The organism is Pseudomonas veronii (genome assembly GCF_002028325.1).
GTDB lineage: Bacteria > Pseudomonadota > Gammaproteobacteria > Pseudomonadales > Pseudomonadaceae > Aquipseudomonas > Aquipseudomonas veronii.
In genome coordinates, this window is record NZ_CP018420.1 from 430142 (window position 1) to 443197 (window position 13056).

Here is a 13056-nt window from a genome sequence, read left to right on the forward strand (position 1 = left end):
GGAGCATGAATGTGACTGCGCTAACTCTGATTCCGGGCCAACTGAGCCTTGCCCAACTGCGGGCCATCTACCAGCAGCCGGTAACGATCAATCTGGATGACAGCGCCACTGCGCAGATCGACGCCAGTGTGGCCTGCGTGGAGCAGATTCTCGCCGAGAACCGCACCGCCTACGGTATCAACACCGGTTTCGGCCTGCTGGCCTCGACCCGCATCGCCAGCGAAGACCTGGAAAACCTCCAGCGTTCCCTGGTGCTGTCCCACGCCGCAGGCGTCGGTGAGCCGATCAGCGATGCGCTGGTGCGGCTGGTCATGGTGCTCAAGGTCAACAGCCTGAGCCGTGGGTTTTCCGGGATTCGCCGCCAGGTGATCGACGCGCTGATCGCGCTGATCAACGCCGAGGTGTACCCGCACATCCCGCTCAAAGGCTCGGTCGGTGCCTCCGGTGACTTGGCGCCCTTGGCCCATATGTCCCTGGTGCTGCTCGGCGAGGGCAAGGCGCGCTACCAAGGCGAATGGCTGGAGGCGACTGCTGCGCTGAAAATCGCCGGTCTCACCCCGCTGACCCTGGCCGCCAAGGAAGGCCTGGCGCTGCTCAACGGTACCCAGGTGTCCACGGCGTATGCGTTGCGGGGCTTGTTCGAGGGCGAGGATCTGTTCGCCGGTGCCCTCGCGTGCGGCAGCCTCACTGTGGAAGCGGTGCTGGGTTCGCGCTCGCCGTTCGATGCGCGCATTCACGCCGCGCGCGGCCAGCGTGGGCAGATCGATTCGGCGGCGGCTTACCGCGACCTGCTGGGCGAAAGCAGCCAGGTGTCGCAGTCGCACCAGAACTGCGACAAGGTGCAAGACCCTTATTCCCTGCGCTGCCAGCCACAAGTCATGGGCGCCTGCCTGACCCAGTTCCGCCAGGCCGCCGAGGTGCTGGTGATCGAGGCCAACGCGGTGTCGGATAACCCGCTGGTATTCGCCGCCGAAGGCGACGTGATCTCCGGCGGCAACTTCCACGCCGAACCGGTGGCCATGGCCGCCGACAACATGGCGCTGGCCATCGCTGAAATCGGCTCGCTGAGCGAGCGGCGTATTTCGTTGATGATGGACAAGCACATGTCGCAACTGCCGCCGTTCCTGGTGGGCAATGGCGGGGTGAACTCCGGTTTCATGATCGCCCAGGTGACCGCTGCGGCACTCGCCAGCGAAAACAAGGCACTCGCCCATCCCCACAGCGTCGACAGCCTGCCGACCTCGGCCAACCAGGAAGACCATGTGTCGATGGCTCCGGCTGCGGGCAAGCGCTTGTGGGAAATGGCTGAAAACGTTCGCGGCATCCTGGCCGTGGAATGGCTGGCGGCGTGCCAGGGCCTGGACCTGCGCGAAGGCCTGAAGACCTCGCCGAAGCTGGAAAAAGCGCGCGCTACCCTGCGCGGCAAAGTGGCGTTCTACGACAAAGACCGCTTCTTCGCCCCGGACATCATCGCCGCCACTGAACTGCTCGCCAGCCGCTGCCTGAATGAACTGGTGCCGGCCAAGTTGCTGCCGAGCCTTTGAAAAAACCCCCGCCCCTGTAGGAGCGAGCTTGCTCGCGAAGAACCCCCAGGCGCCGCGAGCTATCAGGTAGCACGCGTTATCGTTGAGGTTTTTCGCGAGCAAGCTCGCTCCTACAGGCAACAGCGACCACCTTGGGAGGCATTGATGAAAGTCCTTTGGCAACACTGCCACATCGCAACCATGGCTCAGGGCAATTACTCGATCATCGAGGATGCCGCCCTGGTCACTGTCGGTTCGCTGATCGAGTGGATCGGCCCGCGCAGCGAAATGCCGGCTGCGGATTACACCCAGGTGCATGACCTGCACGGCGCGTGGGTCACCCCCGGGCTGATCGACTGTCACACCCACACGGTGTTCGGCGGTAACCGCAGTGGTGAATTCGAGCAACGCCTTCAAGGCGTCAGCTACGCCGACATCGCCGCCCAGGGCGGCGGTATTGCCAGCACCGTGCGCGCCACCCGCGCCGCCAGCGAGGATGAACTGTTCGAAAGCGCCCACAAGCGCCTGCGCAGTTTGCTGCGCGACGGCGTGACCACGGTGGAGATCAAATCCGGCTACGGCCTCGATCTGGCCAACGAGCGCAAGTTGCTGCGGGTGATTCGGCGCCTCGGCGACGCGCTGCCGGTCAGCGTGCGCGCCACCTGCCTGGCCGCCCATGCGTTGCCGCCGGAGTACAAGGACCGCGCCGACGCCTACATCGATCACATCTGCAGCGAAATGCTCCCGGCCCTGGCCGCGGAAGGGCTGGTGGACGCGGTGGATGCGTTTTGCGAATACCTGGCGTTCTCGCCAGCGCAGGTGGAGCGTGTGTTCAAGGTCGCGCGGCAACTTGGCCTGCCGGTGAAGCTGCACGCCGAGCAACTGTCGTCGCTGCACGGTTCCAGCCTGGCCGCGCGTTACCAGGCGCTGTCGGCGGATCACCTGGAGTTCATGACCGAAGACGACGCTATCGCCATGGCCGCTGCCGGCACCGTCGCGGTGCTGCTGCCGGGCGCGTTCTACTTCCTGCGCGAAACTCAACTGCCGCCGATGGAGGCCCTGCGCAAGCACGGGGTGAAGATCGCCATCGCCAGCGACCTCAACCCCGGTACTTCACCGGCCTTGTCGGTGCGCCTGATGCTGAACATGGCCTGCACCCTGTTTCGCATGACCCCGGAAGAGGCCCTGGCCGGCGCCACCCAACATGCCGCCACTGCGCTGGGCATGGGCGATACCCATGGCTCGCTGGAAGTGGGCAAGGTCGCCGACTTTGTCGCCTGGCAGATCGATCGTCCCGCCGACCTGGCCTACTGGCTGGGCGGCGAGCTTGAAAAACGCGTCGTGCGCCACGGCGTCGATGTCACTGTTTAAGGAGTCGCACTGTGGATAACGTTCTGAACTTCAAACAAGGCCGCGTGCCGCTGCTGATCAGCATGCCCCACGCCGGCCTGCGCCTGACGCCTGCCGTGCAGGCCGGGCTGATCCCCGAGGCGCAAAGCCTGCCGGACACCGATTGGCATATCCCCACGCTGTATGACTTTGCCGAAGAACTCGGCGCCAGCACCCTGGCGGCGGAGTACTCGCGGTTTGTCATCGACCTGAACCGGCCCTCCGACGACACGCCGCTGTACGCCGGCGCCACCACCGGTTTGTACCCGTCGATCCTGTTCGAGGGTGTGCCATTGTTCCGCGAAGGCCTGGCGCCATCCAGGGAAGAGCGCGCCACCTACCTCGAGCAGATCTGGATGCCGTATCACCGCACCCTGCAAGACGAACTGGCGCGGCTCAAGGCCGAATTCGGCTACGCACTGTTGTTCGACGCACATTCGATCCGCTCGGTGATCCCGCACCTGTTCGACGGCAAACTGCCGGACTTCAACCTCGGCACCTTCAACAACGCCGCCTGCGACCCTGGGCTGGCCAGCCAACTGGAAGCCATCTGCGCCGCGCATCCGCAGTACACCCATGTGCTCAACGGACGCTTCAAGGGCGGGCATATCACCCGGCATTACGGCAACCCGGCGCAGAACATTCATGCCGTGCAGTTGGAGTTGTGCCAGAGCACGTATATGGAAGAGTTCGAGCCGTTCCGTTATCGCGCGGATCTGGCGGGGCCGACGCGGGGGGTGTTGAAGCAGTTGTTGGACGGTTTTCTGGGGTGGGGGCAGAAGCGTTACTGCTGAAGTAGGTGGTCTATAGACGTATCGTAGGAACCAGGTGGTGCAATGGTTGCGGTCTCTCCTGGATAAAATGTAGGCGGTTTGCTACTGCCTACGTAGTCCGCGTCTTTATTAATAACGCGAGCGCTAAGGCATTAAAGCCTCTTGCTAATCTGCGTCCCCGCATCGTTGATAGCAAGGTAGGACTTAGGTGTCTCAAGAAGGAGAGTTTAGTGTTGTCATAAGCCAAGTGCAGATGGCAGCAATTTTGGAGCGTGAATCTTTGAGTGCCACTGAAATTGCGACTAATCGTATATTTGGAGGTTTGCGTATTGTTGGTGGGATTATCGAGTTGGGAGGAGCTGGCGTGCTCTGTGCAATACCCGAACCTACGATGATCACTAAGGTGGGATGTGCTGCCATGGGCATTCACGCTGCCGACCAATTGGCAGCGGGCAGCGCCCAATTGCTAACAGGCCTTACCGTTGACTCTTATGCCTATAAATCTGGTCAGGCAATGGCAAACGGCTTAGGCGCGTCTGCGCAAGTGGGGCAGGGGATGGGATTGGCTATGGAGTTCGCCGTTCCGCTCTCCGTTGCTAATCTCTACAACGCTTTCAGAGTTTCCTCCATCCGAGCAGGGCGGATGACACTGAACGTCAGTGAGCGACCGTTGCATGCACCTAAGAGTCTCGGGGGCGGACATGCCTATAGCGTTCATGTCGACAAGCCACTTGAGTTTTTGCAAAAGAGGGCGCTGAAAATGCCTGGGGCCGAGAGCATTTCCACGTTCGGTAATGCTGAGAAGGCAGAATGGGCTGTCAGTCAGGTATTGCAAAGGAACAAACTCAAAGTAATCTTCATGTCGAAAGTTAAGATGCGCTCAAGTGTATACACCCTTGAGGCGGATCTTGGTCAAATCGTGGGTTGGGGCATTCGCCCACGATCGCCTGCAACCGTCATTGAGATGACTAAAGTGCGAGTGGTCATAAAATATGCAGAATTCAACAATATGCCCATGTATATTTTGACGGCGTTCCCAATCCTTTGAGGCAGTCAATGGCTTACGGGTATCTAGAAAGCTTCATGTATGGTGAAGTGGCAGATGGCGTAGGCGCATGGCTCGTCGACGCCGAGTCAAACGTCGCGCCTACGGCGCTTTCGGATATTGTGAAGGGGTATGTTGATAGCCGATCACGCTTCGCATCTTTTATGCTCAAAAGAGATATTGGACGCTACCTGAAAGCAAACCTCACCGCTACGGGCCTGAAAAACGCCGCTCCGTTTGACTATGAGCTTTGCTTTTCCGAGCAGTATTTTGGCTGTAGTAATCAACAGTTCTTGCAGCAGGTCTCTCAGTTACTTGATGTAAATCTCAAGCGTACTAAGTGGCGAAACGTAAAACGTTTTTTGAAATGGCGCTGAGATGCCATGTTGATGATCTTGCTGCTTCTACGGTCAGACTTCGTCCGCTGCGAGAAGATGGGTTGTTGGAGCCTTCAGGGTCAGCCCCCTATCAACACGACCGGTGGCGTCGTAGTGAGGAGTTGGCGGTGTGGGTCTGGATCAGGTTGCGAGTTCGTCGTAGTGATGGTTTAGGTTGCCAGCGGCGCTTTGTTCGGTGAGCAGTTGGCCCAGTGGGTCGTAGACGTATTCGGTGCGGTCGTCATCGGTCATTTCTGAGTGAATTGTAGGACTGATCCCAAAGGCCGGTTGAGCCCCGGCCAGCGCGAGGGCGACCACGATTCTAAAAGTCATAAACCCAAAGCTCACTAAATACAAAGTCGAGATCAAAATGATCGGTCAACGAATCGAAGTCATCGTATTCCTCCGGCAGCGAGAGGCCTATGCCGTTGACTTGGTCAATTTGTACGAAACCCGCCCACGCCACTTGCTCTTTGGAGAGCCTTAGGACATCGGCTACAGTCATTCCCGGCCATAGCATATTTTCATAATTACCCCTGAAAGCAGTATTGCAAGAGATAGCAGAAATGACGCCATCGACGCCGTGATACGCCGTAATAAACCCGTTGTCGATGGTGAATGAATCGGGGCTGTTATGGGTTTTGTACTTATCTGACAGACGTGCTTGTACTTGTGTAATGCTTTCTCCAATGGCTATTCCGCCGATCGAAACTTTTGGCACTATTACGTTAGTCAAATTCATAACTATCTCTATTTCGGAGCATTCACTAATGCCCCGTCTACAAAAACTGGACTATCGACAATTTTTTCGTACTTTACAAAATCTGTTGGAACTACGCGTCCTTGGACTTCCCCATTCCGGTAGACTTTCCAGTAGCTGGGTTGGTGGACGCCTCCGCCCGGATGGTAGTCCAGGACATCCTTGTTTCCGGGTTTTGTCGTCCTAGTAACTTGGGTGTGCTGAGTCTTGTTGGTGTTCAAATTTGTGATGCTTTTGGTATAGCCTTTTTTCAATAACGACGCTTCAACTTGCTGTGTAGTGGTCACTGAGGCGTTTTGCCGGAAAGCTTGCTCGTCCATTTTTTAGAAATGTTTCTCCCTCTATTAAAGGCTTTAATGCAAGTTGGCCCGAGGGGGGCTACCCATTCGATTGGATTTTTGCATAGGCATAGAGGTTAATCCCCCCCATCAACCCAATCGGATCCGGCGTCGTAAACCGCCCCACATCCGGGTCATAAAACCTGAACGTATTGAAGTGCAACCCCGTCTCCCGATCCAGATACTGCCCCAGTCTAGACTTGTTTTTCTGTGTACATGTAAAATACATCTTCCGAGCAGTAGAATACTTTTCTCTTTTGATGTGCTTGGATTGGAGAAATTAATAACTCCCTCAATTCATCTGAATCTATGGCCTCAAAAATAAAATTCAACAAGTCGTCCTTTTTTGCTTTATACAACCTTCCTTTGAAGATTGTTTTTTTTCCTTTGCGTGCGGTTAAATTATGTGCCACGTAGTAGCAGTCCGAATTTAAATATGACTTCATATCTGCAAGCGAGTCGAAAATTTTTACCATATCCCCGTACAGTATCGGCTTTTGCATCATTGAGTAGATATCTTCCCTACTTTCGGTTGGGCCCAATTCCGACTTTATAAGTTTTTCAAAGCGATAGCTGTTTTTCATTTTAGTTTGGGATGTCATAAAAAATATGACCATCCCCTCCATTTTTATACCACTTGATGTGAGGTGTATCCCCGAAGCCGCCCTCTGGAGCCATATGCTGCTCGTAACCTTTTGGGTATTTTGCTACACCGTCGGCGCGGGCGCTTTGGGTATGAGCCTTGTAACGGTTCATATTGCCTTGCGATTCTTTCAAGAAAAATTTTGCATCTGAGCTTGATTTCACCTTAACTTGAAATTTCCCCCCATTTGCCATAGCCATCTTGCTATCTGCAACCGCTTGCTTCCACTCTTTTGAACCTTTAGTTAGTGCGTGCATCTGCGATGCTTTTTGATTCAGTTTTCCCTTGTAGGTACTGCACGCCAATCCTTTGGGATCGACCCACCCGAAAGGGTTCGGAGCATATTGATATAGATTCAATCCGCCCGCTAACCCGATCGGGTCAGGCGTGGTGAATCGTCCGATATCCGGATCATAAAACCTGAACGTGTTGTAGTGCAGCCCCGTCTCCCGATCCAGATACTGCCCCTGAAACCGCAGGTTCTGCTCTTCAATGTAGTAAGGCTCACGCACCTCTTCTGCCGTGTTCCCCCACACCCGATAAGTCGCCCGCCACACCGTTTCCCCATCAGCTTCCGTCAGTTGCTCCGGCAACCCATTCAAGTCGTTGTGGTAATAGCGCACGCTCTGGTGTTCGCCCACGCCATCAATCCGGGCCAGCGGCGTGTAGCCATCGTCCTCATAGAGATACAGGCTGGTTTGACTATGCCGATGCTCCTGCAGCAGGCGCAGGCCATCCCAGGTGAAGCGGGTTTCTCCCAGCGCATAACCCCGGCTGTCGTGTTCGGTTTTAGTGATGCGTCGACCGAGCGGGTCGTAGGTCATGTTCACAACCGTTTCTCGCTCGCCTTTTTGGCTGCGCACTTGGATCAAGCGGTGTTCAGCATCGTAGGCAAAGCGCTGTACGCCGCGTTTGGCGCTGCGCTTTTCGATCATTCGGCCGAAGCCGTCGTAGCGGTAACGCTTGTCCTGGTAGGTCAGCAGTTTGTTATGCACCACCAGCCCGGCGCCGGGTTGCGGGCCGTCGAGCAGGTTGGCGGCGGCGTCGTAGGCGAAGGTTTCGCGCTGACCTTGAGTGTTGTCCTGGGTAGCGATAATCCGGCCGGTGGCGTCGTAGTGCAGCAGTTCGAGGTGTTCGTCTTCCCGGCGGCTGATCAGGTTGTTGGCGGGGTCGTACTCGAAGTGCTTTTGCGCGGCCGCCGGCATCAACGAGGGCTGGCTGGCGTGGCGGCGCTGGCGGGCGCGCAGGCGACCGCTGCGGTCGTATTCGCTGCGGGTGGTGATCTGGCCTTGGGTGCGCAGCACTTCGCGGTGCAGGCGGTCGCGTTCGAAGTCGCTGATGACCTGGCCGTCGAGGTTGAGCTGGTGCAGGTGGCCGCTGCCGTAGTACAGGCGATTGAGCCAGCGGCCGTCGGGCAGTTGCGTTTGGATCAGGTTGCCGAGTTCGTCGTAGTGGTGGTGCAGAGTGCCCGCTGAACTCTGTTCGGCAAGCAACTGGCCAAGGGCGTCGTAAGCGAAACAAAGTGCCTGGGTATTGCCCTGCAAGTCGGTGAAGGTGACCGCTGTTAGCTGGTCTACCGCGTCGTAGCTGTAGTGGGTGCGGCCATCGTCGGTGGTCTTGGCAATCAACCGGCCAACCGCATCGCGCTCCAGCCGATGAATGATGGGGGCCGGTGGATCCCCGGGAACTATCGCCAAGCCATTGCCATAGGGCGCCGCAGCGGCGGTCACTGCCGTGATGTTATCCAGCCGGTCGTAGTCGTAGCGCTTGGCGCTGCCGTCAAGATCTTGTTGCTCGGTCAACCGATCCCCGGCATCCCAGGCAAACCGATAACGTTCGCCGTTCTCGTTGGTCAGCGCTTGCAGTCGCCCGTAGCTGTCATAGCCCAGTTGCACCTGTCGTCCATGGGCGTCGGTGCGCTGGCGTACCTGGCCGCGACGGTTGTGCTGGTAGAGCGTGGTGTGCCCGGCGGGATCGGTATAGCCCACCAACTGACCGCTGGCATCGCGCTGATATTGCTCGGTGCGCCCGTCCGGCAGTTGGCTGTTGAGTAAACGCCCGTTGGCGTCATAGCTGAATTGAGTGCGTTCGCCGAGGGCGTCGGTGATGACGTGCAAATAGCCGCGCTCGTCGTAGCGAAAGCGCGTGGGGTAGCCTGAGCAATCGACATGCTCGACCAGTTGCCCGAACGGGTTCCAGCGCAGCTTTTTACTTTTGCCGGTGGCGTCGATGATTTCCACTGCTTGGCCGAAGCGGTCGTATCGATAGCGCGTTGTCTGACCAAGTGGATCGATTTCGCTGACGCAGTTGCCGCGCGGGTCGTACCGGTATTGCCAGGCCTGTCCGGCGGCATCGGTTTCCACCAACGGCAGCGACCAATGCTCCAGCCACACGGTGGATTCGATCCGCCCCAACGGATCTTGCGTCTCGCACAGGTTGCCGGACTCGTCGTAACCGAACTTCCACTGACCGCCCTGAGGATCGGTGGCACCGAGCAACTGGCGCTCGTCATTCCATTCGAATTGCCAGGTTTGGCCGAGGTTGTCGGTGTATTCGGTGATCTGGTACTGCGGATTCCATTGGCGGGTGCTGACCCGTTGCAAGCCATCGGTAATCCGCGTGATCCCAGCTTGTAGGTCATAGTCGAACTGGTAGTCGTCGCCCTCGTCGGTCCAGTGTCGGACTACGCGCCATTCGTAGTCGTCCACACAGGCCCATTGGTAATAGCAACGCAGCCCGGTAGGTCGTTGGTGCTCGACCATGCGCTGGCCGCTGTCGTAGGCAAAGCGGCGCTGTAGATGCCCGGCAGTATCGCGAACTTCGGCCAGGTCGCCATGAGCGTCATAGGCATAGCTGACTAGGGTTTCGCGGCTGTGGTCGGCGAACAGCCGTTCAATCTGCTCGAGCCGGCCGAGTTTGTAGCCGAGTTCGATTCGCACATCATTGAGGGAATCGCGTAACCGGCTCAGCCGACCTTGGGCGTCATAGTCGAGGAGGATGCGGTTGTCGTTGCGGTCCCCTAATTGGCTCAAGCGCAGGTGCGACGGGTTGCCGGGCGTTGGTTCGAACAGCCGATAGAGCCCGTCGACGCTTTCAATCAGCAACTGCCCGTCGGCATGGCGCCGCACGCTCAGGCCTTCGCCCGCGCTGAACACCGCGCCGCCCAAGGGGATCACGCCCATGTCGATCTGCCGGGCCTGCTCGTCGGTGTAGACCAGGCGCTCGCCGCCCTCAGGAAGCCCACCCATCTCGACGAAGACTTCGTAGATCACACTCCAACCGGCGCCGAACAGGCCATCGCGGCGTTCATCCCGGCTGCTGTAGTAGCGCTGCCACTCGATAGGCAACAGGCCTGGCAGGGCGAAGTCCAAGTCGTCTTCACCGTCGAGAACTTTCGCGCCCGTGGCGCTGTGTACCGGGTTGGGCGAACCCACGACCGCCGAGGTGATGGCATTGCTCACCTGACTGCTGCCCCACGACACCAGCCCGCCCACGACCATGCACGGCAACGTGCTGAAGAACTTCGCGCCACCGCCGCGCAACGTCAGCAGCGCCGTCACCGCCAGCCCGACACCGGGCGTCTTGCCGCTGCGAATCTCGCGAACCACCACGGGCGCTCCGCCGATGATCACATTCGGCGAAATCTGTACCGTCCCAACCTTGGCCTCGCAGGTGCTCCGATCACCACTGCGCACGGCGGGCTGGCCGTTGATAAATACGCGACTGGAACCCTCGGCCATGTATTGCTCTGGCATCGGCGCGTGTTTATGGCAGTCGACTTTATCGCCAGGACAAGGCGCAGCGCCCGCCACCGGAGAGGCCACCGTTGGGCGCCATAGCTGAGAGAAAAACCCTTCAGCGATATCCAGATAAGAAGGCTCACCACCTGGCGCTGCGATCACATCCGAGATTTTGCCAGCCGCCCGCGCAGCGGGTTTACCGTTGATGAATACGTTGGGCGAACCGCTGCTGATGAAGGCGTCGATGACGGGAGGAAACAGGGCATTGGCGAAATACTCACATAATCGTCAGAGGCCTTTATCCGCGCCGGTTTTGCTCATGCCGACGCCGACCACCGCACCCACCACGGCGCCGAGTACCACGCAGCCGAGACCGCCAGTCGCCACGGTTACACCCGTCGCCGCAACCACCGCCGCTGTCGCCAATGCGGTCACGGCCACATTGGCGGCAATCTCCAGGACTCCGCCTAACACGTCGGCCAGCATGGAGCTGTGCAGAAGCGCATCGCCCTCGCGGGCAGCCCAAGGCGTGTCAGTCATGCGCAACGATCCGTGTCCGAAAGGACCGGGATCAAATCACGCGGTGGTTGCCTTGCTCAGGTGAGACTTTCCGATGCGCTCGTAGGAATGCTCTTGGTGTTAATTGGCCAAACGCGCCACTTGTATGCCGAACACTTGCAAGCGGCGGGCGTGAACGCGTTGCTGTACTGCGGCCAAGGCCTGGCTCACGTCTGTTTGTGGGCGCAGAGCGAGGTGGAGGAGGGCGACCGGCTCTACAACGGCCTATTGGCTTACCTGGGTCGCGAACTGCTGACACAGGTCTAAGTGCTCAAGGACATGCTCATTGCACAATTCGGGTTTATAGTGCCAGACGGCAAAATAAAAGACGTCCCCCCAGGGATGAACCCGACCCCCTACGGAGCGCGCAATGCAGACTTGGTACCCGCAGATCAAACCCTACGCCCGGCACGATCTGGCCGTCGATGACACCCACACCCTGTATGTCGATGAAAGTGGCTCCCCCGAAGGCTTGCCCGTCGTATTCATCCATGGTGGCCCTGGTTCCGGTTGCGACGCCAACAGCCGCTGCTATTTCGATCCGAACCTGTACCACATCGTCACCTTTGACCAGCGGGGCTGCGGGCGTTCCTCTCCCCGCGCCAGCCTGGAAAACAACACCACCTGGGACCTGGTCGCCGACCTCGAGCGCATTCGCGAGCACCTGGGCATCGACAAATGGGTGTTGTTCGGCGGCTCCTGGGGTTCGACTCTGGCGCTGGCCTACGCGCAAACCCATCCCGAGCGCGTGCATGGCCTGATCGTGCGTGGGATTTTCCTGGCCCGGCCCCAGGACATCCACTGGTTTTACCAGGAAGGCGCCAGCCGCCTGTTCCCGGATTACTGGCAGGATTACCTCGCACCGATCCCCCAGGACGAGCGCCACGACCTGCTCACCGCATACCACAAGCGCCTGACCGGCAACGACCAGATTGCCCAGATGCACGCCGCCAAGGCCTGGTCCACCTGGGAAGGGCGCATGTTGGGCCTGTGCCCGAACCCGCAGTTGATCGAGCGTTTCGCCGAGCCCCAGCGCGCGCTGTCGATTGCCCGCATCGAGTGCCACTACTTCACCAATAATTCCTTCCTGGAACCCGACCAACTGATTCGCGACATGCACAAGATCGCCCATCTGCCTGGCGTAATCATCCACGGCCGCTACGATATGATCTGTCCGCTGGATAACGCTTGGGAGCTGCATCAGGCCTGGCCGAACAGTGAACTGCAGGTGATCCGCGAGGCGGGCCATGCGGCGTCCGAGCCGGGCATCACCGATGCCTTGGTGCGCGCGACCGGCGAGATGGCGCGTCGTCTGCTGGACTTGCCGCCTGAAGAAGCATGAAGGGCCTGTTGCAACGGGTGCGCGGCGCCCGGGTCGAGGTCGCGGGCGAAATCGTGGGGGCGGTCGACCAGGGTTTGCTGGTGCTGGTGGCCGTCGAACCGGGGGATACTGTCGAGAGCGCCGACAAACTGCTGCACAAACTGCTTAACTATCGGGTGTTCAGCGACGACGATGGCAAGATGAACTTGTCGCTCAAGGATATCGACGGCGGTTTGCTGCTGGTGTCGCAGTTCACCCTGGCGGCGGATACCAAAAGTGGGCTGCGGCCAAGTTTCTCTACCGCCGCGCCGCCGGCCCTGGGGGCGGCACTTTTTGCGCACTTGCTGTTACAAGCGCAACAATTGCATGGCAAGGTGGCGTCAGGGCGTTTTGGTGCGGATATGCAGGTTCATTTGGTCAATGATGGCCCTGTGACCTTCCTCTTACAGACATGAATGTATTAAAAACGACGTTAATGCCTAAAAACGCAGGGTTTCGCTACAAATACTTCGTTGTCCCTGATGCGTTGTCTCGCGGGCTACTAGATAATCGCGCGCTACGGGGATCAGCGTTGATTGGTCCATTTTTG

Annotated in this window: 11 protein-coding genes and 2 pseudogenes; 8 read left to right on the forward strand and 5 right to left on the reverse strand. The window is 58.7% G+C overall.

Going from position 1 to position 13056, the window contains the following annotated elements:
- Positions 1 to 5: 5 nt before the first annotated feature.
- The 5 genes from hutH to PverR02_RS01970 all read left to right on the forward strand — a co-directional run bounded on the left by hutH (position 6) and on the right by PverR02_RS01970 (position 5107).
- Entirely contained in the window at positions 6 to 1544 is a 1539-nt protein-coding gene (hutH, locus tag PverR02_RS01950; protein WP_017849903.1) for a histidine ammonia-lyase, read from the forward strand.
- Between the two features lie 144 nt (positions 1545 to 1688).
- The gene (hutI, locus tag PverR02_RS01955) at positions 1689 to 2894 is read left to right on the forward strand and encodes an imidazolonepropionase (RefSeq protein ID WP_079442671.1); all 1206 of its coding nucleotides are present in this window, start codon (positions 1689 to 1691) and stop codon (positions 2892 to 2894) included.
- Positions 2895 to 2905: 11 nt separating this feature from the next.
- The gene (hutG, locus tag PverR02_RS01960; protein ID WP_079442672.1) at positions 2906 to 3706 is read left to right on the forward strand and encodes an N-formylglutamate deformylase; all 801 of its coding nucleotides are present in this window, start codon (positions 2906 to 2908) and stop codon (positions 3704 to 3706) included.
- Positions 3707 to 3893: 187 nt separating this feature from the next.
- On the forward strand, positions 3894 to 4733 hold the full coding sequence (locus PverR02_RS01965; RefSeq protein ID WP_057003619.1) for an RNase A-like domain-containing protein: 840 nt from the start codon (positions 3894 to 3896) through the stop codon (positions 4731 to 4733).
- A gap of 35 nt (positions 4734 to 4768) precedes the next feature.
- On the forward strand, positions 4769 to 5107 hold the full coding sequence (locus PverR02_RS01970) for a hypothetical protein (RefSeq protein WP_132849964.1): 339 nt from the start codon (positions 4769 to 4771) through the stop codon (positions 5105 to 5107).
- Positions 5108 to 5248: 141 nt separating this feature from the next.
- Here the strand turns inward: PverR02_RS01970 and PverR02_RS31660 are convergent, their stop codons facing one another.
- From PverR02_RS31660 to PverR02_RS01990, 5 genes and pseudogenes are all read right to left on the reverse strand, one after another.
- Positions 5249 to 5440, reverse strand: a complete 192-nt coding sequence (locus PverR02_RS31660; protein ID WP_132849963.1) for a hypothetical protein — start codon at positions 5438 to 5440, stop codon at positions 5249 to 5251.
- On the reverse strand, positions 5430 to 5849 hold the full coding sequence (locus tag PverR02_RS01975) for a hypothetical protein (protein ID WP_079442673.1): 420 nt from the start codon (positions 5847 to 5849) through the stop codon (positions 5430 to 5432). Before PverR02_RS01975 ends, PverR02_RS31660 begins: the two co-directional genes overlap by 11 nt.
- Before the next feature lie 385 nt (positions 5850 to 6234).
- Positions 6235 to 6401, reverse strand: a pseudogene (locus PverR02_RS32970) (RHS repeat-associated core domain-containing protein); the annotation flags it as partial.
- Positions 6400 to 6807 carry a hypothetical protein gene (locus PverR02_RS01985; RefSeq protein ID WP_227778768.1) on the reverse strand — a complete coding sequence of 136 codons (408 nt, stop codon included), beginning with the start codon at positions 6805 to 6807 and terminating at the stop codon, positions 6400 to 6402. The pseudogene PverR02_RS32970 and the gene PverR02_RS01985, both read right to left, overlap by 2 nt.
- Positions 6791 to 11128, reverse strand: a pseudogene (locus tag PverR02_RS01990) (RHS repeat-associated core domain-containing protein). Before PverR02_RS01990 ends, PverR02_RS01985 begins: the two are co-directional and overlap by 17 nt.
- Before the next feature lie 96 nt (positions 11129 to 11224).
- Here PverR02_RS01990 and PverR02_RS02000 point away from each other — a divergent pair.
- The 3 genes from PverR02_RS02000 to dtd all read left to right on the forward strand — a co-directional run bounded on the left by PverR02_RS02000 (position 11225) and on the right by dtd (position 12922).
- A complete protein-coding gene (locus tag PverR02_RS02000) occupies positions 11225 to 11413 on the forward strand; it encodes a hypothetical protein (protein WP_152031982.1) in 189 nt (62 codons plus the stop codon).
- Positions 11414 to 11516: 103 nt separating this feature from the next.
- Positions 11517 to 12488, forward strand: coding sequence for a prolyl aminopeptidase (gene pip, locus PverR02_RS02005; protein ID WP_046384986.1), 972 nt, complete (start codon positions 11517 to 11519; stop codon positions 12486 to 12488).
- A complete protein-coding gene (gene dtd / locus PverR02_RS02010) occupies positions 12485 to 12922 on the forward strand; it encodes a D-aminoacyl-tRNA deacylase (RefSeq protein ID WP_017849898.1) in 438 nt (145 codons plus the stop codon). Before pip ends, dtd begins: the two co-directional genes overlap by 4 nt.
- The last annotated feature ends 134 nt before the right edge of the window (positions 12923 to 13056 follow it).

Excerpts from the sequence above, each read along its gene's own strand:
- hutH (WP_017849903.1), top strand. The coding sequence starts at position 6 with ATGAATGTGACTGCGCTAACTCTGATTCCGGGCCAACTGAGCCTTGCC.
- PverR02_RS31660 (WP_132849963.1), bottom strand. The coding sequence starts at position 5,440 with ATGACTTTTAGAATCGTGGTCGCCCTCGCGCTGGCCGGGGCTCAACCG.
- dtd (WP_017849898.1), top strand. The coding sequence starts at position 12,485 with ATGAAGGGCCTGTTGCAACGGGTGCGCGGCGCCCGGGTCGAGGTCGCG.
- pip (WP_046384986.1), top strand. The coding sequence starts at position 11,517 with ATGCAGACTTGGTACCCGCAGATCAAACCCTACGCCCGGCACGATCTG.
- PverR02_RS01970 (WP_132849964.1), top strand. The coding sequence starts at position 4,769 with ATGTATGGTGAAGTGGCAGATGGCGTAGGCGCATGGCTCGTCGACGCC.
- PverR02_RS01985 (WP_227778768.1), bottom strand. The coding sequence starts at position 6,807 with ATGACATCCCAAACTAAAATGAAAAACAGCTATCGCTTTGAAAAACTT.
- PverR02_RS01975 (WP_079442673.1), bottom strand. The coding sequence starts at position 5,849 with ATGAATTTGACTAACGTAATAGTGCCAAAAGTTTCGATCGGCGGAATA.
- hutI (WP_079442671.1), top strand. The coding sequence starts at position 1,689 with ATGAAAGTCCTTTGGCAACACTGCCACATCGCAACCATGGCTCAGGGC.